The following is an 18,519-nucleotide window of genomic DNA, read 5'->3' as shown; positions in this document are numbered from 1 at the left end:
TCAAGCTCCCCCCGATTTCCTGCCTGTCGATCACCGCTGCTCATCGGGCAGCACTGGTCTTGATGTTGCCATTCACGCCATCCGGGAAGAAGCCGCCCTTGGTCGTGGCCGTGGACGACATGAAGAGGATGTTGAAGACCTGCTGCGGCGTCATCGTGCCGACCAGGCCGTCGGCATCGAGCGGGCACAGATTCGCCACATCCCCGGTCTGCGCGCCGCCCGGCCAGATGCGTCGGTCCGGTCCGCGCAGGCCCGCGACCTGATCGTGCCACAGCGCTATCTGGTCCGCCATTTCGATCAATTCAGGTCGATCAACGGACATATCGACGATCAAGGCCCGTAGATTGGCCGTGTTGTTGCCGACACCGGCCGCAAACCCGCCCAGCCACGCCCGCGCGATCTCGTTCGTGATCAACGGTGCCATGCCGTGGACAGCCATTGGGTAGAAGTCCGTCAGCGCGAACAGGCCGAGTACGAAATTACCTTCGTTCTCATAGGGATCAAAAGTCTGGTCGGCTTCAATCGCACCCGCCGCCCGAAACATTGCGGTAAATGCCTGCGGCGACAGATCGACCGCCTTCTGCCCCGGCGCCTCGGCCCGCAGAAACCGGCGCGAAACCACCAATCGCCAAAAGCACTCATCGATAATCTCGTTGACGCGCGCCCGAACGCTTTCTGTGTCGATCGGCGTCGGCCGTGCGCCGGTCGCGCGGGTGACCGGCTGTCCGGTCAGTTCGCCCGACCGAATCAGTTCCACCCCCAACTGACGTCCACCTTTTTCGTCGGCATAAAATCCGGTCTGTGAGTAGTTGACGCTTGTGTAGAACATGTTCGTCAGCACCTGGAGCGGATCGATATCCACCCCCGCCGCGATCTGCGCCGATGCCGGCTTGGACGCACCCGCAGCTAATACGCTTCCAACCAGGCTCGCCAGCAACAACCGGCGGCTTTTGTGATCGGAAACGGACGTCACCGTTGGTGCTAGCGTCGATTCCTCCATGCTCCACTCCCTTTCTTAACGATGACCGGAATCATAAAGATTCTCGGCACTTGGCAAATATCCGCAGGCATAAGTCCGCATTTTTGCTTTATTTCAAATGCCCTCATTACGAACCGTAATTACGATAATCGTACAACGTATACGTTGAAGCAAGTCTTTTGTTGATGTATGAGGAACCTTCTAAGCTAGTCTGGTGACGTAACAAGCTACGCTCAGATGATAAAGTTGGTAAGTTAGGGGGGCGACATGATGTTGAGATCATTTCTTTTTGGTGGATCCGGTTTGTTTGCCATCACCATGGCGTCGACAATCCCCTGCACGGCGCAGACGGTCGATCCGCAGCCGGGGAACCCACCGGCGCAGGCCGCCACAGAAAGCCCGCAACAGGCAACGATCGAAATCGACGAAGCCCGTGCGGCGACCCCGAAAGAGCGCGGCGCCACCGCCGGGGCGCAGCGATTGCTGACCGGCAAGCCAGTACCTGCGAAGGCGGCCGTCCGGCAGAATGGCAAGGGTGACGAGGGACCTCGCGTGTCCAACGAAAGCGGTCGCCTGACTGGCGATATCGTCGTTGTGGGCATCAAGGAGAGCGCCGCGTCGGCGCGCAACGCCAAGCGGCGCGCCAGCCAGATCGTCGATGTCATCCTGGCGCAGGACGTCGGCAAACTACCGGATCGGAACGTGACAGAAGCCCTGTCGCGCGTTCCCGGCATCCAGATTACCCGCACCCGGGGCGAGGGCGCCGAGGTAAAGATCCGTGGCCTGAGCGGCGTCATGACGACGGTCAATGGATCGCAGAGCATGACCGGTGAGGGCCGGGGCGCGGCGCTCAATAACATCTCGTCCGATCTGATCGGGTCGATCGAGGTGTTCAAGACACGTACGCCAGACCAGATCGAAGGCAGTCAGACGGGAGTCGTCAACGTCAGCCTGCGCCGGCCGACTGACTTCAAGCAGGGGCCGACCTACATCTTCTCACTGAATTACGATTACGCGGATCAGGTCCGTACGTTCAATCCGACGGCCACGGCGATCGTAGGCTACAACGGAGAAACTGCGCTTGGGCAAATGGGTTTCTTGGTCACCGGCACGTTTTCAAAGTTCCTGTACAACGAATCGACCCGGTGGAACGGCTTTCCGGGGCGCCCAACCGACAATCGACAAATCATCGAGCCCACCGCGACGCCCGCAGACATCTTCATGCCGGGTACTGTCGGCTTCACGACGCAGGATGGCTCCACCCGTCGTACCGGATTACAGATTTCGTCAGAATGGCGCCCGGACGACCACTGGCGCTTCATCGCTGAAGGTGGGTTCAATAATACTCGCGGGACATACGTGGACAGCGACTTCAACATCCCGTTGTTTGATCCACAGCAAAGATTGAGCAATATCGTGCTTTCTGCCGACGGCAGGACGGTTAAGTCCACGTCGGTGGACGGAACGATGCCGTTCGGACCGGGTCGACAATACCGGCCGGGCGAGACACGAGATTACAACGCCAGATTTGAAGTGGATTACAAGAGCGATAGGTTTGAAACTACCGCATGGATGAACTACACGCGCTCCAATGACGAGAACAGCAATCTATACCATTGGGTCCGCTATAACCAGGCTCCGAAATTCGACGTAACGTTCAATACGGATAAAGATCCAAAGGGCGGACCCGACGTTTCCTTTAAGGGCGTAGATCTTCTCGACCGAAAAAACTATCGGTATGTCGATGGATTCACCCAAGGAAGGTACTACGGCTACAGCAAGGAAACCGAATTCAAGGCCGATCTTAAACTCAACACGTTTTCACAATTTATCGATCATTTCAAATTCGGCGTCCGGTACGCAAATCGCACCATTGAGCGCAACGACGCCTATCGGACCTTCGGCGATCTCCGCGTTCCGATGAGCGCACTACCCGGCTACAAGCTGTCGCAGGTCAAGCGCGGGTTCGCCGGCAGCAACGCTGCCGCCAACGCAAGCTGGCTAATGGGCGACGCGTCGTCCTTCGCCAAAGCACTCCCGACATTCCTATCGCTGGTTTCCCATGTTGATCCTGGTCTGACCAGCCTGAAACCACGATATCCGACCAATGAATTTTACGGTGGCGGGGAAAAGAGCTATGCCGTCTACGGCATGCTGCACTACAATATCAAGCTGGGCTTCCCGATCGAGGGCGTACTCGGAGTACGCGCCGTCAACACTCTGAACCAGTTGAAGGCATTTGGCAGCACGCGCGAGAATGTCCTCGAGAACGGCATCACCCGCATTGTCGAACAAACGACTCCGGCAACCGCAGACGGCAACTACCTCGATGTGATGCCGAGCCTTAACGCCGTTGTCCATTTCACCGACAAGATGCAGCTGCGCCTTGCTTATACGCGCGACATCGGGCGACCGGACCTGTTACAGTTGAGCCCACGCATTGCGCTCAATCTGGAAGATCGTGGCGCTCCGACAGCATCAGGAGGCAACCCCAATCTGGGTCCGATCGAGTCGAGCAAGTACGATGCTTCGTTGGAATGGTATTTCGGGCGCACCGGGGTGGTCAGCCTGGCGGCATGGCAGTGGAATCAGGATGGACTGATCGCAAACAGGATTAGGCCTGAGTTTATCGGAAAGCTGGACGGCGTGCCTGTACAGGCTGAGCGCCCGCGCAATTTGGGACGAGGCAAGTTTAGGGGCATCGAAGGTCGCGCCTCTACCTTCTTTTCATTCTTGCCAGGTATATTGCAGTCGTTCGGCGTCGACGTGAATGGTACAATCAACATCACCCGTCAGGCCTACCCGACGTTTGACAAAAATAACAGAGAATCGTTCATTTATGGACCGTACTTGTTCGTTTCCAAGTATGTATACAATGTGCAGGGATTTTACGAACGTAATGGCTTGAACATAAGGGTCGCTTACAACTGGCAGTCTCGCCAACAAATAGAGAGAAGCAAGGACAATCCTTATGCGAACCAGTATCAGGACCCTATAGAAAGACTGGATTCACAGATCGGGTATGACATCAACAAGAACCTGTCTATCGCGCTCCAGGCAAATAACCTCACGCGAAATGGCGTTCAGTGGTATTATGGGTCCCGTGATCTTCCGCGCGATATTCGCTATTTTTCGCGGCAGTATAGTGCCCGTATAACCGCACGATTCTGACGCGAAGTTTGAATTCGCGGATTTGCCAGAATATGACGGCGGCGATCGTAACGGCGTAGAAGAATATCCCGACAGGGATCGTAGCGGGATGTCATGGGGCGCCAGTTTTTGAGGTTGCCAAACATGATCTCGGCGCGGCTACGTCGCCGACAACGCCGCCCGTCATGGTCGATTGGCTCGTTGCATGGAGCCGAACAGCGGCATTTTCAGCATCGGCTCCGGATCGAACAAGGGTTGCCAAGTCGTGCCAGAGCTTGCCGCCAGCGCTTGGCGACATCGGTGAGAGTATGTTCGAAAGCGTACGGTAACGATGAACCGCGAACCCGGGAACGCGCGGAGGTTGAGCCGGAGAATACCGGCATCGACGCCGTCCGGAGGGCTGGACCGAACGGCGCCATTACGGCGCGCGTCGTGCCGCACGAGGGGCAGACCGCCAGGCCGGCGTTCGGCGCGCGCTTGCTCGGCGCCAAGGGAGACGTGAAATGAAGCCGATCCGCGCCGCCATGATGGCTGCCCTGCCCGCGATCGTGCTGGCGCAGGACCGGTCGCCGGTGACCGCACCGGGCAACCCCATCCTGGCCGACGGGCGATATTATTCGACGGACCCCGCGCCCGTGGTCAACGGCGACACGCTGTGGATACTCGCTGGCCGCGACGAGGCACCAGCGGGCGTCAACGATTTCATCATGAATGAATGGCAGCTGCTGTCGACGCAGGATCCTGCGTCAGGTCGATGGCGACACCATCCCGCGATCGCGAAGCCGGAGGCGGTGTTCCCCTGGGCCGAGCCGGGCCGCGCCTATGCCGGACAGATCGTGAAGGGGCCCGACCGTCGCTTCTACCTTTACGCCCCCGTGCTCCAGCGCGTCAGCGCGGCGCAGGACCGGTTCGCGATCGGCGTTGCGGTGGCCGACCGTATCACCGGCCCGTGGCGCGACGCGCATCCCGCCGGCCCGATCGCGTCACAACTGATGCCGGTACGCAACGACATCCAGAACATCGACCCGACCGTACTGATCGACGGCGACGGGCGCGTGTACATGTACTGGGGGACGTTCGGGCAGCTACGCGGCGTCGAGCTGGCGCGCGACATGGTGACGCTGAAGGGGCGACCGGTGTCGGTCGACAAACTGACCGGCTTCTTCGAGGCGCCGTGGCTGATGAAGCGGCGCGGCACCTATTACATGCTGTACGCCGGCAACAATGCCGGGCCGGATTCGCCTTGTACCCCGGCGCTTTACCATGCGTGCATCGCCTATGGCACCGCCTCGTCCCCGCTGGGCCCGTGGACGTGGCGCGGCACGGTGCTGAAACCGGTCAGCTCGACCACCAGCCATGCCGGCGCGGTCGAATTCAGGGGACAGTGGTATCTCGCCTATCACACTGCCGACGCGGTCGGTGGCGGGCATTTTCGCCGCAGCGTGGCGATCGATCGGATGGAATGGGACGACGGCGTCTTCCCCGCCGCGATCCGCCCCGTGACGCCGACGCGCCGCCCGGTCGCGTCCCCTGCCCCGACGCGGAACATCGCCGCTGCCGCACAGGCGCATGCCTCGAACGAGCCGGTCCCGGTTCAATACTGGATGAAGGCGCTGAACGACGGCATGGTGAAGGACGCGCCCCTGCCGCCCGACCTGTGGGGAAGCTGGTCGCCGCAGAACCCGCCGCAGCAATGGATCGAATATCGCTGGTCCCAGCCGGTGACGCTGGACGGCAGCCGCATCCAGTTCTGGGCCGATCACCCGGCCGGCTCGACCGAGGGCGTTGCACCACCGGCGCGGTGGCGACTGGAATATTGGGACGGCAGGTGGAAACCGGTGCGCGGCGTCAGTAGCTACGGCACCGCGCCCGGCACGTGGCAGACGTTGCGCTTCCCGGCGATCGCGACGCGCTGCCTGCGCGCGGTGCTCGACGCCTCGGGTGCGGGCACGAGACATGCGGGGCTGGCAGTGCAGGAATGGGAGGCGCTGGCGCCGCGCGCGGCGGTTCCGAAGGGGCTGGCAGCCGAAACGGTGGCGGCGTGCGGTTGAATGGCTCCCTCCGCCGCCGGGCAGAGGGTTAGGTCGATGCGACGTTACTCTGACTGGTAACGCTGCCCGCGTCAGCATCGCTTTGCGGTCGACACAGGTGGTGGTCCCCGCGAACGCGGACGGGGGTGCATGTCGAACACATCGCCGGCCAGACAGTGGTTGTAGCAGTAGATTTTCGAGAGCACGTGTAACGATGCCGGGTCCTATCCGGCGAGGTCGGCGTCGACCAGGATCAGCCGACCGTCGATTATCGCCAGCCGGTTCGAACTGAACCGCATCTGCGTGGCCGCGGCGCAATATTCGTCGACCGTGAGTGCGGCATATTCTCGCGCCCGCTTGCGCGCCTCGCCGCGCGCCGACCATTGAATGTTGAAGGTGATAGTCTCTGTCACATCTACATTCGTTGTGCAGCAGTCGGTTCAGAATACGAGAAGGCATCAACGGTCAACGCAATGGTGCGGCAAGTCGCGCTACAGCCGCGCTTTCGATCTGCGCACCCCCTGTGTCCCCACAGCCGGCATCAAAGTTACCACCGTGGCAGAGCTTGCAATTCCCCTACGATAAGCCATCGTATAACGGATACAGAAAAGGGGCAACCAATGCGTAAGCGGATGGGGACAGTTGCGCTATTGTCGGTAGCAGGTGCTGCTTTGGCCTGGGTATCGACGACCGAGACTAAGAACGGTCAACGTCAAATTTCAGTTGTCCCTGGCAACCCGAACCAAACATCTCTAATTGCCGGAGAATCCCTATTGGCTGCCGCTGGTACTGAGCGGGCCGCTGCATCGACGATTGGATGTCAGTCCACATCAAGTCGGTACCCGTGGGGCAGTGCTGCATTTCGGACCTGGACGCCGTTAAACGTTGGCAAGAGTGCAGGAACTCCCGGTTCTTACGATACGTCTGGCACCCGTACCGGCAGTCCATTTTCTGCAAGACTTATTCAGGCATACGGTCAGGATGTCGGCGAGTCGCGGCAATCGGTCGTGCTGGAGATGCCGGACGGGTGCCGCCGGCAGTTCAGGTCCTCGTCCTTCATCGCCGCCGATGTGAGTTTCATCCGGGCCGAAATTGACAATCACCCTTCCACATCCGACCCGAATTCCTATGCCGTTTCCGTTGCGGAGCAGAATCTGGTTTCCCTGGATGAGATACGCTCGGGCGCGGTGCGCACATATCAGACGCAACACTTCAACATCATGTACGGCACGAAGACCAGAAATTTCAGTTATCGCCATGAAGCCAGCCTCAACGTTCCATGGAATACCTTCATCGCGGAAGTGGGGCGATCGTTCGAAAGTGCGTGGCAAATCGATCGCCTCATCCTCGAAGCCCCAATGCCGTATTCCGGAAGCTCAGGACGCAAAAAGATCAATATCTACATTTGCGGCACCGGAATGCCGTTCATCGAAAATGGCGACGATACCGGCTGCGGCGCATCCGGTGCAGACGGCATCTTCGTCGATGCGCCCTCCGTGCAGGAAGGATCGCTCACGGCCATTCACGAGTTCGGCCATGCTATACAGTTTTACAGCGGTGGATTTCGCGATCGGGCCAGTGCAGGGCCGATCTGGGAAACCGGCGCCGAATGGACGGCGTTTACACAATCACAAACGGAAGAATACTTCCTGGTCGGATATCTGAGCAATTTGGAAAACGGACCGCTCTGGTCCAACAATCGTTACGGCAGCTTCCCCTTCATGTCGTTCCTGTTCGAGCAGGACAAGACACGACCTTTCCTGTGGTCGGGCTGGACCGGCAACTTGCGAGACGGCGCGGGCGCATCGAAGGAGGACTGGACAGAGACGTTCATTCGACAGGCGCAGGCGGCTGGTGTCTATCCCTCCGGCTACGCTTCGTTCGCCGATGACATGGGATGGTACGGCGCGCGCTTGGTTGCGATGGACTTTCTGCATCAGCAGGCACTGACGGACATTCGGAATTCCGATCTTGCCGGAAACGTCTACACATCCTTGCGAGCAAATGGCGTGGGCAACTACGCCTCGTCAACAGCGCGTCCGTTGCGGCAATGGGGCTCGCACCTCATACCGCTGACGGTCAACGGATCGCAGGTATCGGTGACCTTAAAGGGCGCTACTACCGGCAGTTCGGCCGCATGGCGCACCATGCTGGTTTCGGTCGGCGCAGACGGAACGCCTCGATACTCGACGATGGGCAAGATCACCGGCACGGGTTCGGCAACCATCACGCTCGGGGTGGCGAAACATGAGAAGATGTATCTCGTGGTGACGGCGACCCCGGGCGCATACCAATCGCTGGGCTGGCAGCCGGAAAAGGGCGCCGTCACCGGTGCTGCATTCCCCTATGCAGTGCGGATGACCGGGGCGACGGCCCTGTCCACGCCGGCCACGAAATGCACGTCCGTCATCGAGGGCGTCGATGGAATGAACCTCAATTATAACACCAATGGCAGGGTCGAGAGCAATGTTCCCTGCACGTGACCAGGCGCGAGCTGAAGAACTTTGAGACGTGTCCAATCTGGCTCACGAGTGTGGGAAGCGGTAGCCGACCGGGCAGGCAGCGCCGTCCGCTGCCGGTCTGGGCGGTCACGGCATCGGCGCGATACCTTTGCCGGGACGCGGGCGCCCCCTTTCGGGGCTGGCGGAAGGTGACGATGTCGCCGGGCTGACAGGAGTCGACCTGCTTGGCATGGGCGCGGATAAGACGCGCGGATTCGAGTCCGGTAGCGACCAGCGCGTTCTCCGCCACGTGTCGTCGTCCCGCAGCGCGGGCGGAACCGCTCTCCACACGGTGCAATTGTTCGTCGCCGGCGACGTTCAGCTGACGAGCGCCTGTCATTCCGCCAATGCGGCGGAGCGTCGTTCGCGGTAAGCCTGTCGATCAGTGGGATGGCGTTCCAAGCTGAAAACATCACCCCGCGGGAAATCACGATAAAGGACAAGAGCTTCGGGGTACAGTAATAGCCCGTTATGGTCTCTGATCGTGAAGGATCGGCTTGATGCCCCCAAGTTTTCTCCTGCTGAGCGCCGCCGCGTCCCTCGCCGTCCCGGCCGACAACCCTGCCTCCGTGAAGGCCGGTCCGGCCTGGGCCAGCGCCACGCGACTGAAACGGGGCGTCAACATCATCGGCTATGACCCGATCTGGCAGGATCGATCCAGGGCACGCTTCCAATCGCGCCACTTCAAGATCATCCGGCAAGGCGGCTTCGATTTCGTCCGCGTCGTCCTGCAATCGTTCCGGCACATGAATGCGCAGAACCGGCTCGATCCCAGATGGCTAGAAACGCTCGACTGGGTCGTCAGCGAAGCGTCGGCGGCCGGGCTTAGCGTGATCCTCGACGAACATGATTTCGACGTCTGTTCCAAGGCACCCGATGCCTGCGAGCCGAAGCTGCTCGCCTTCTGGCGCCAGATCGGCGACCGCTACCGCGACGCGCCCGACACCGTGCTGTTCGAGCTGCTGAACGAACCGCATGCGCCACTCGACGCTGCCCGCTGGAACGCGATGCTCGCCCGACTGATCCCGATGGTCCGCGCCACCAACCCGCGGCGGACTCTGGTGATCGGCCCGACGCGCTGGAACAATCTGGAAGAGCTGCCGACGCTACAACTGCCGAAAAGCGACCGAAACATTCTCGTCACCTTCCACTCCTACGAACCGTTCCGCTTCACGCATCAGGGCGCATCATGGGCCGGCGAGGCGGCCGATTTGAAGAACATTCCCTTCACCGTCGCCGACGAAGCACGTATCCGCAGCGATTATGACAAGGTCGCCGCCTGGTCGAAGGCGAACGACCGCCCGGTGCTGATGGGCGAGTTCGGCGCCTATGAGAAAAGCGGCACGCCGGTCGCCGCCCGGGCGCGCTACACCGCGACCGTGCGCCGCGAGGCGGAGGCGCACGGTTTCCCCTGGGCTTACTGGCAATTTGACAGCGACTTCATCGTCTACGACATCGACCGCGACCGGTGGGCCGAACCGATCCGCGCCGCGCTGATCCCCGAGGCAAGCAAGCGATGACAGCGCTGCCCCGCCCGGGTCAGGTCGCGGAACGCATGGCGGTCGATCCTGTGACCTTCGCCGAAGAAGTCGCGAGCGGCTATGCGCCGGTCGTTCTTCGCGGGCAGGTGCGCGACTGGGCGGCGGTGCGCGCCGGCCGCGACGGCGACCGCGCGATCGCCGGATACCTGTCCGGCTTCGGTGGCGGACAGCCACTTGACGTGATGATCGGCGCGCCGGAGATCGGCGGTGGCTTCTTCTACAACGACGATCTCACCGGCTTCAACTTCCACCGGCAGAAGGTCGTGCTGGGTCAGTTGCTCGGGCAGTTACTTCGTTATGCCGAAGACGCGACGATCGCGCCGCACGCACTCTATGCCAACGCGGTAACCGCCCCCGATCATCTGCCCGGCTGGGAGGCCAGCAACGCGCTCGGGCTGCCGACCGGCAATGCATCGGCGCGGCTGTGGATCGGCAATGCGACCCGCGTCGCAACTCATTACGACCAGTCGAACAACATCGCGTGCGTCGTGCACGGGCGCCGACGCTTCACGCTCTTCCCGCCCGATCAGATCGCCAATCTCTACATCGGCCCGCTCGACAACACGCTGGCCGGGCCGCCGTCGAGCATGGTCGATCCCGATGCGCCCGATCTCGCGCGATACCCGCGCTTCGCCGCTGCGCTTGCCGATGCGCAGGTTGCGGAACTGGAGGCAGGAGACGCGATCTTCATCCCGGCGATCTGGTGGCACCATGTCGCCGCGCTCGATCGGCTGAACGTGCTGGTGAACTACTGGTGGACGCACGAGGAAACGGCGTCACCGTTTGGCGCGCTGGTCCATGCGCTGATGGCGATCCGCGACCTGCCACCCGCGCCGCGCGCGGCGTGGCGCGCATGGTTCGACCATTATGTCTTCGATGCCGATGCCGCACAGGCCGGCGCGCATCTGCCGGAAGCGGCACGCGGCATCCTCGCCCCGGCCAGCCCTGCGCGGACCGAGCGCCTGCGCGGCTTCCTGATCCGGTTGCTCGGCGGACGCCCTTAGGACCGCGAGAGACTATCCCGCAGCGTCGCGCGGATGCGCGCCGCGGCCGTCGCGTCGATCGGTCCCAACACCCCCTTCGCGGCGTCCGGCAGATGCGCCGACGGATCGCCGTCGCCGCGGAACACCAATTGCTCGAAGACGGCTCGATAGGCGTTGCGCTGGTCGACGGGCAGCGGCGCGATCGACACCAGCGCGTGCAGCAAGGCATCGTACGGATTGCCTAACCCAACGGGTGCAGGGTTCCACCAGTAATTGACGAAGGCATTGACCGGGTCGAGCGAGTTGACGGCGTGCCACCAGTGAAACGGAATATAGATGCCGTCGCCCGGCTCCAGCGTCGCCGCCTGCGCGAAGCGCGCGGCCTCGGCGAAGCGCGGGTACCGCGCGAGATCTGGATTGTCGGGATCGACCAGGCTGACTGGCGTCCCGGCGGGGGTCAGCTCCAGCGGTCCCATGTAAAGATTCGCCACCTGCTCGGGCGGAAACAAGGTGAAGCGCCGCCGCCCCATCACCACGACGCCGATATTCTCCATCAGGTCGTAATGCGTCGCGACCCGGATCGCATTGCCCAGCCACATGCGCGGCACGACCTCGCCCGAGACCAGAGTGATGGCATTCTCGGCGGCAAACCCCGGCAACAGCTCGGGCAGCGGCACCGACTGGATCGCCATCGCATAGGGCTGCGCATGATCGCGATCGCGCAGCAGGCGGTCGAGGAACGGGTCGAGCGGCGTCTGCCCGCGCACGAAGTTCATCGCGCTTAAATCGGGGGTATAGAAGAACCGGCCGCCGATCGACGGTTCGCCGAGGATCGCCGACACCGGGTCCGGGCGGCTGAACCGTTTCAGATAGCCGACGCCCTCCTCCGCCGACGCGCGCGCCGCCGCCACTGCCGGCCACTCGCGCGCGATGCCGCGGAGCACCACCGGGCGTGCAGCGGGGCGGATCTCCTCCTCGAAGGTGCGGCGGTCGATGTACTCGATCTCGGGCAACGGCGCGGGGGTCATGCGGCAGCTTCCAGCAGGTCGCATCCGATCCGGCGCAGCACATCGTCCTGCGCCGGCAGCAGCGCCGCAGTCTCCGCGACCACGTGACGGATGTGCGCGAGCCGCGCCAGCGTCTCGGCATCCGACAGCAGGTCGGCGGCCGGGTGATAGCCGCTCGCGACCGCCCCCTGTCCGACCATCACCGACAACCAGCTCGTCTCGGTGAACAATTCCTCTCCCTCGCGGAACACCCGGCCGTTCGCACCGAAGATCGCCAGCTTCTCGGCCAGCCCCGGCGGCGGTGCGAGGGTACGGCAATAATCCCAGAACGCGCTGTCGCGGCGTTGCGTCGCCTTGTAGTGGAGGACCAGGAAATCGCGGATGTCGAGATAGTCGGCGACATGCGCGGCGTTGAACCGATCGATTTCGCGCTGGTCGAACCGCTGCGTCGGCCAATAGGTGAGCAATCGCGCGATGGCCGACTGGACGAGGTGGATGCTGGTCGATTCCAGTGGCTCCAGAAAGCCGCCCGCCAATCCGAGCGCCACGACATTACCCACCCACGCGCGGCGACGATGCCCGGCGGCGAAGCGCAGGAAGCGCGGATCGCCGAGCGGCGCGCCGTCCAGATGGGCAAGCAGCGTGGCGGCGGCCTCGTCGTCGGACAGGTGCGCCGAAGCGTAGACATAGCCGTTGCCGATGCGATGCTGGAGCGGGATGCGCCACTGCCAGCCGGCCGCACGAGCGGTCGAGCGCGTCAGCGGTTGCCGGTCGCCGCCGTTCGCACAGGGCACCGCCACCGCGCGGTCGCACGGCAGCCACTGGCTCCAGTCCTCGAACCCGGCCTGCATCTCGCCCTCGATCAGCAACCCGCGAAAGCCCGAGCAGTCGATGAACAGGTCGCCCGCGATCCGCGTGCCGCTGTCGAGCACCACGGCGGCGACATGGCCGTTCTCGGCGTCGCGCTCGGCCGTGACGATCCGCCCCTCGGTACGCCGGACCCCGTTCGCCTCCGCCAGCCGTCGCAGGAAACGCGCGTAAAGCCCCGCATCGAACTGGAAGGCGTAGCCCAGCTTCGACAGCGGCGAGCCGGGCTGATCCGGGCGGGGATGCGCGAAGCGCCCCTGCACGCCGGCGACGATCGCCAGCGAATAGGCATCGAGCGGCGTGGCGTCGCCAAGCGCCCGCCCTTTTAGCCAGAAGTGGTGGAACTCGATCCCCTTCATGTCCAGCCCATAGGAACCGAACGGATGGACGTAGCGGTGCCCGGGGTGGAGCCAGTCGACGAACTCGATCCCCAGCTTGTAGGTCGCGCGGGTCTCGCGCATGAACTCGGCCTCGTCGATGCCGAGCATCTTGTTGAACAACACGATCTGCGGGATCGTCGCCTCGCCCACGCCGACCGTGCCGATCGCTTCGGATTCGACCAGCTCGATGGCCAGCCCCGGCATCTCGCCCAATACGCGCGAGATCGCCGCCGCCGCCATCCACCCGGCGGTGCCGCCGCCGACGATCACGACCCGGCGAAGCGCGTCCGCCCTCACAGCGGGTCGGCCGAGAAGTCGAACGGCGTCTCGGACGCGAACGAGAAGGTCGGCGCTAATTCCGCCGACGGCACGGGCGTGGCAGCGCCCGGCGCGCCAGCGATGTGGCGCAGGAAGTCGCCGTGTGTGGGCAGTTGCGCGGCAACGTCGAGATAATCGCGTCGCATCTGTTCGAGCGCACCCGCCACCTTCTGCTCGTCCAGCGCATCGACGGCGGGCTCATGGCCCTCGGGCAAGACATGCTGCCCCATGCAGACGCTGACCCAGCTGGTCGTCGCGAACAGTTCGCGTCCCTCGCGGAACACGCGCCCCTTGCCGCGAAACAACGCGATCTTGCGCGCCAGGCTGTCGGGGATCGCCATCGTGCGACAACGATCCCAGAACGGGGTGTCGGCGCGGCGCGTGGCCTTGTAATGCAGGATCACGAAGTCGCGCACGTCGGCATAAAGCTCGTGCATCTGCGCGTTATACTCATCGCGCTCCACGGGATCGAAGCGGCGATCCGGGAATAGCGCGATCAGGCGCGCGATCCCCGACTGGACGAGATGGATCGAGGTCGATTCCAGCGGCTCGATGAACCCCGACGCCAGCCCGAGCGCGACCACGTTGCGGTTCCATGCCAGCTTCCGGCGCCCGGTGGTGAAGGCCAGGTGGCGTGGATCGGTGAGCGGCACGCCCTCCAGGTTCGCGAGCAACTCGCGCTCGGCCGCGCCCTGCTGCTGAAACTCGCTGCAATACACGAGGCCGTTGCCCATCCGCTGCTGCAACGGGATCCGCCATTGCCACCCCGCCCCGCGCGCGGTGGCCCGCGTGAAGGGTTCTGGATCGCCGGGATTGGCACTGGGCACGGCGACGGCGCGGTCGCACGGCAACCAGTGCCGCCAGTCCTCATAGCCGGTTTCCAGCGTTTCCTCGATCAACACGCCGCGAAAGCCCGAGCAATCGATGAAGAGGTCGCCGCCGACGATCTGGCCGTCGTCCAGCTTCAACGCGGTGACGTGACCATCCTCGGGACGCTGCGCAACGGCGACGACCTTGCCCTCGACGCGCTGGATGCCGTTGCGTTCGGCGAAGCGGCGCAGAAATCCGGCATAGCGCGCAGCATCGAAATGATAGGCGTAGAACAGGTCTTTTACCGCCGACTGCGCCTGCGGGGCAGGCGGTGCGAACCTGCCCGCCTGCGCTGCCACCGCGCTCATTGACCAGGCGGAAATGTCCGGCAGCACGCGCCGCTGCCGCTCGCGCAGGTACAGCTGGTGGAAATGCACGCCGCCGATATCGTGCCCGTGCGCGCCGAACGGGTGGAAGTACCGCTCGCCGACATCGCCCCAGTCGACGAATTCGATGCCAAGCTTGTACGTTCCGCCGGTCTCGCGGATGAAATCGTGCTCGTCGATGCCCAGCATCTGGTTGAAGGTGCGCAACGGCGGGATCGTCGCCTCCCCCACCCCGACCGTGCCGATCTCTTCGGATTCGATCAGCGTGATCCGGGTGACCCCGTTGTTCAGGAACCGCGACAGCGCCGCCGCCGCCATCCAGCCCGCGGTCCCGCCGCCGAGGATAACGACGCTCCGGATCGTATGTTCGTTCATTGGACCAGCCGTTCCCGCTGCATGTTGTGATATCCGTCGACCGCGGGGCAGCGGAGAACCGCCTGCGCGATCGCCGCCCGGTACGCCGCCATCGCACGGTCGCTGTCTTCGGCCGCGGTCGTGTCGATCAGCGGATCGATGCGGCGCGGCAGCACGCCCTGCCCCAGCAACACCGCCAGCCAGTCGTCGCGCGCGAATGTCTCTTCCTCGAAAAACGGCAGGCGTCCACGCTCTGTGAACAGCGTCAGCGTCCGCGCCAGGCTATCGGGCAAGGCATCTTGCCGCTGCCAGAACGGCCCGGCCCGGCGCGCGGTGGCATAATGGCAGAGCACGAAGTCGCGGACGCGTGTAACTTCGGCCTGCGCCTGCCGGTTGTAGTCTGCCACCTCGAGGGGGTCGCAGGACCGGCCCGGCAACATCGCCACGATCCGGTCGATCGCACTCTGCGCCAGATGCAAATTGGTGAAATCCAGCGGCTCGATGACCGTTGCGGCGTCGCCGACCGCGACGCAGTTGCGCGCCCATGCCGCCCGGCGCGTTCCTTGCCGGAACGAGATCGCGGCGCTCGCCGCCGTGCCGCCGGCCGCGGCCAGTTCGCGGCGCGCCTCGTCATCCGACGACAGATCGCCGGCATAGCACACTCCGTGGAGCGTCCGCCCCGCCGCCGCGCTGCGCCACCGCCATCCTGCCGGCAAGGCCGTGACGCGGTCCAGCGGCGATGCCGGTTCGGCGGCACCCTCCGCCGTCATCAGGCGATCGCAACGCAGCCACCCGCTCCACTCGTCCCAGTCGGCGTCGATCGCACCACGCACCACCGCGCGCGGGCCGCTGGCATCGACGAACAGGTCGGCCTCCACCGCGCGGCCATCGGCCAGCGACAGTCGCTCGACGAACCCGTCCGCCGCGCGCAGCCGCACCGCCGCGACCGCGCCGTCGATCACCTCGACACCCAGATGCCGCGCGAATGCCTCCAACATCGCGCGATACCGCGCGACGTCCAGCACCAGCGCGAGTTGCGTACCGGCGAAAGTCGCCACGGACGGCACCGGCATGCGTCCCGCCCGCGCCAGCACTGCCGCCGGCGCATGCGCATCGAACGGCGCGGCGGTGCCGACGCGCGCCGCACGCAGCCAGTGATGGTGGAAGGATGCAGTCCCGAATGGCTGCCCATATGGCCCGTAGGCGTGGACATAGGACGGCAGGTCCCCTGCCCACCCCTCGAACAGCGTGCCCAGCCGCCACCCGCCGCCGGCGCGCAGCACCGCGTCCTCCTCACGCAGGCCGAGGTCGTCATGGAAGCCGATTGTCGACGGCAAGGTGTGCGGCATGCGATCCGCCAGGGCATCCGCAGTGGGCGGCATCATCACGATGGCCACGGCGAGCCCCGGCACCCGCCGGCGCAGCGCCGCCGCCGCGGACCAGCCGACGATCCCGCCGCCGACGATCACGATCCGGCGGATCGGGGCATCCAGCATCGTCATGCCGCCGCCGGCATCGGACAATAATCCGCCAGGAAGTCGGCGTGATCGCGCATCGCGCCGACCGCACCGGCGATCTCGCCACGCATCCGCTCCAGCCCGGCGACGAGACTGTCGTGCGACGGCCCCTCCGCGCGCGGATCCGCGCCGGCGGGCAGGACGCGCTGTCCGAGGTAGACCGACACCCAGCTCGCGTCGAGGAACGCGCCCTCGCGATACTTCACCACGCGCCCGCGCCGGCGGAACAGCTCCATCTTCTCGGCCAGGCTGTCGGGGATCGCCATCGTCCGGACATAGTTCCAGAACGGGGAATCATCGCGTTCCGTCGCATGATAATGCAGGATCAGAAAGTCGCGGACGCGGTCGTATTCCATGTTGATCAGGCGGTTGAACTCGTCCCGGTCGATGGACGAGATCGCGCGTTCAGGGAAGAGTTCGACCAGCGCGGTGATGGCCTGCTGCACCAGATAGAGGCTGGTCGATTCGAGCGGCTCCAGAAAGCCGGAAGCAAGGCCGATCGCGACGACGTTGCCCACCCAGCTGCGGGTGCGCCGCCCGGCCGTGAACCGCACGGTGCGCGGGGCCACCAGCGGCGTTCCCTCGACCGCGGCGGTCAGCGCATCGGCTGCGGCGGTTTCCGACAGAAAGTGGCTGGCAAAGACGTAGCCGTTTCCGGTGCGATGCTGGAGCGGGATGCGCCAGCGCCAGCCCGACGGCATCGCCACCGCGCTGGTGAACGGCGTGACCGACGTCGCGGTTCGGCACGGCATCGCCACCGCGCGATCGGCCGGCAACCAGCGCGACCAGTCCTCGAACGGTTCGTCCAGTTCCTTGCCGATCAGCAACGCCGCGAACCCCGAGCAATCGACGAACAGGTCGCCCTCTATGCGCCGCCCGTCGTCAAGGAGGATCGCGGTCACGTCGCCGCTCTCCGGATCGCGTTCCGCTGCGACGATCCGCCCTTCGGTGCGGCGCGCGCCCAGTCGCTCGGCGAACCGGCGCAGATAAGGCGCGAAGGCAACCGCGTCGAACTGATAGGCGTAGCCGAAGGTGGAGGCGATCTGCTGCGCGTCACGCGACGGCGGGCCGAAGCGGTTCGCCCTCGCCAGCGCGCACGCCATCGAGAACGCCTCGATCGGTGGCAACGCCACGCCGGCGCACGCGAGCCGCGTGTAGTAATGGTGGAACTGCACGTCGCCGCCGCCGCGACCGAAGGTGCCGAACGGGTGGATGTAGCTGTCACCGATCCGCCCCCAGTCGCGAAACTCGATCCCCAGCTTGAAGGTGGCGCGCGTGGCCGCCATGAACTCGGCCTCGACGATGCCCAGCCGTTCGTTGAACGCGCGGATGTGCGGCAGCGTCGCCTCGCCGACGCCGATGATGCCGATCGCCTCCGACTCGACCAGCTCGACGGAGCAGCGCGTCGGCAGTAGCTTGGCGAGCGCGGCTGCGGTCATCCAGCCGGACGTGCCCCCACCGACGACCACCACGCGCTGTCGCGCTGTTTTCTCCATCCGCTCCACCCCCGCGCCGACACGCTCGTACGTGCCCCGACGACGCTCGTCATACCGCAGTTCCGGCCGCCGGGAAGCGGCATTCCCGCAGCGGCTAAAAGTTTCTGGTAGCGCAAACAAACCATCTTGCGTCAGGTCTATGACGGTCGTACCCAGAACAGGAAGATGCCGCGCGATTTTCGCGATGAGACATCGTTACA

The 18,519-nt window shown here is 64.2% G+C and carries 12 protein-coding genes; 5 read left to right on the top strand and 7 right to left on the bottom strand.

From position 1 onward, the window contains the following. Nucleotides 1-40 precede the first annotated feature (40 nt). Nucleotides 41-1,000: a hypothetical protein gene (locus ASE95_RS10455; RefSeq protein ID WP_056635330.1), complete on the bottom strand. Its 960-nt coding sequence runs from the start codon at nt 998-1,000 to the stop codon at nt 41-43. 246 nt (nt 1,001-1,246) lie between these two features. On the opposite strand from ASE95_RS10455, the gene ASE95_RS10450 reads away from it, so the two are divergent. Both ASE95_RS10450 and ASE95_RS10445 read left to right on the top strand, forming a co-directional pair. Then, nucleotides 1,247-4,150 (top strand): TonB-dependent receptor, encoded by a 2,904-nt coding sequence (locus tag ASE95_RS10450; RefSeq protein WP_082450049.1) that lies wholly within the window; start codon nt 1,247-1,249, stop codon nt 4,148-4,150. Between the two features lie 482 nt (nt 4,151-4,632). After that, nucleotides 4,633-6,180, top strand: a complete 1,548-nt coding sequence (locus tag ASE95_RS10445) for a family 43 glycosylhydrolase (RefSeq protein ID WP_056635324.1) — start codon at nt 4,633-4,635, stop codon at nt 6,178-6,180. Between the two features lie 203 nt (nt 6,181-6,383). On the opposite strand, the gene ASE95_RS10440 is transcribed toward ASE95_RS10445, so the two are convergent. Further along, entirely contained in the window at nt 6,384-6,572 is a 189-nt protein-coding gene (locus ASE95_RS10440; RefSeq protein WP_056635321.1) for a hypothetical protein, read from the bottom strand. A gap of 207 nt (nt 6,573-6,779) precedes the next feature. Here ASE95_RS10440 and ASE95_RS10435 point away from each other — a divergent pair, with 207 nt between their 5' ends. From ASE95_RS10435 to ASE95_RS10420, 3 genes are all read left to right on the top strand, one after another. After that, nucleotides 6,780-8,642: a DUF6055 domain-containing protein gene (locus tag ASE95_RS10435; RefSeq protein WP_156347965.1), complete on the top strand. Its 1,863-nt coding sequence runs from the start codon at nt 6,780-6,782 to the stop codon at nt 8,640-8,642. A gap of 518 nt (nt 8,643-9,160) precedes the next feature. Then, entirely contained in the window at nt 9,161-10,180 is a 1,020-nt protein-coding gene (locus ASE95_RS10425) for a glycoside hydrolase family 5 protein (protein WP_082450048.1), read from the top strand. Next, nucleotides 10,177-11,205 (top strand): cupin-like domain-containing protein, encoded by a 1,029-nt coding sequence (locus ASE95_RS10420; protein ID WP_056635313.1) that lies wholly within the window; start codon nt 10,177-10,179, stop codon nt 11,203-11,205. Before ASE95_RS10425 ends, ASE95_RS10420 begins: the two co-directional genes overlap by 4 nt. Here ASE95_RS10420 and ASE95_RS10415 read toward each other — a convergent pair. From ASE95_RS10415 to ASE95_RS10395, 5 genes are read right to left on the bottom strand one after another with little or no spacing between them, the layout of a single operon-like run. Continuing rightward, the gene (locus ASE95_RS10415) at nt 11,202-12,212 is read right to left on the bottom strand and encodes a cupin-like domain-containing protein (protein ID WP_082450047.1); all 1,011 of its coding nucleotides are present in this window, start codon (nt 12,210-12,212) and stop codon (nt 11,202-11,204) included. The two genes, ASE95_RS10420 and ASE95_RS10415, sit on opposite strands and share 4 nt — an antisense overlap. Next, nucleotides 12,209-13,678, bottom strand: coding sequence for a tryptophan halogenase family protein (locus ASE95_RS10410; protein WP_056636223.1), 1,470 nt, complete (start codon nt 13,676-13,678; stop codon nt 12,209-12,211). Before ASE95_RS10410 ends, ASE95_RS10415 begins: the two co-directional genes overlap by 4 nt. 53 nt (nt 13,679-13,731) lie before the next feature. Next, nucleotides 13,732-15,327 (bottom strand): tryptophan halogenase family protein, encoded by a 1,596-nt coding sequence (locus ASE95_RS10405; RefSeq protein WP_056635307.1) that lies wholly within the window; start codon nt 15,325-15,327, stop codon nt 13,732-13,734. Beyond that, the gene (locus ASE95_RS10400; RefSeq protein WP_056636221.1) at nt 15,324-16,808 is read right to left on the bottom strand and encodes a tryptophan 7-halogenase; all 1,485 of its coding nucleotides are present in this window, start codon (nt 16,806-16,808) and stop codon (nt 15,324-15,326) included. The genes ASE95_RS10405 and ASE95_RS10400 overlap by 4 nt, the downstream gene beginning before the upstream one ends. Then, complete coding sequence (locus ASE95_RS10395; protein ID WP_056635303.1) at nt 16,805-18,319, bottom strand: tryptophan halogenase family protein; 1,515 nt, start codon at nt 18,317-18,319, stop codon at nt 16,805-16,807. Before ASE95_RS10395 ends, ASE95_RS10400 begins: the two co-directional genes overlap by 4 nt. Nucleotides 18,320-18,519: the final 200 nt, after the last annotated feature.

Origin of the sequence: Sphingomonas sp. Leaf231, assembly GCF_001421995.1 — a bacterium.
Lineage (GTDB): Bacteria > Pseudomonadota > Alphaproteobacteria > Sphingomonadales > Sphingomonadaceae > Sphingomonas.
This window is presented reverse-complemented; position numbering and strand designations above follow the sequence as displayed.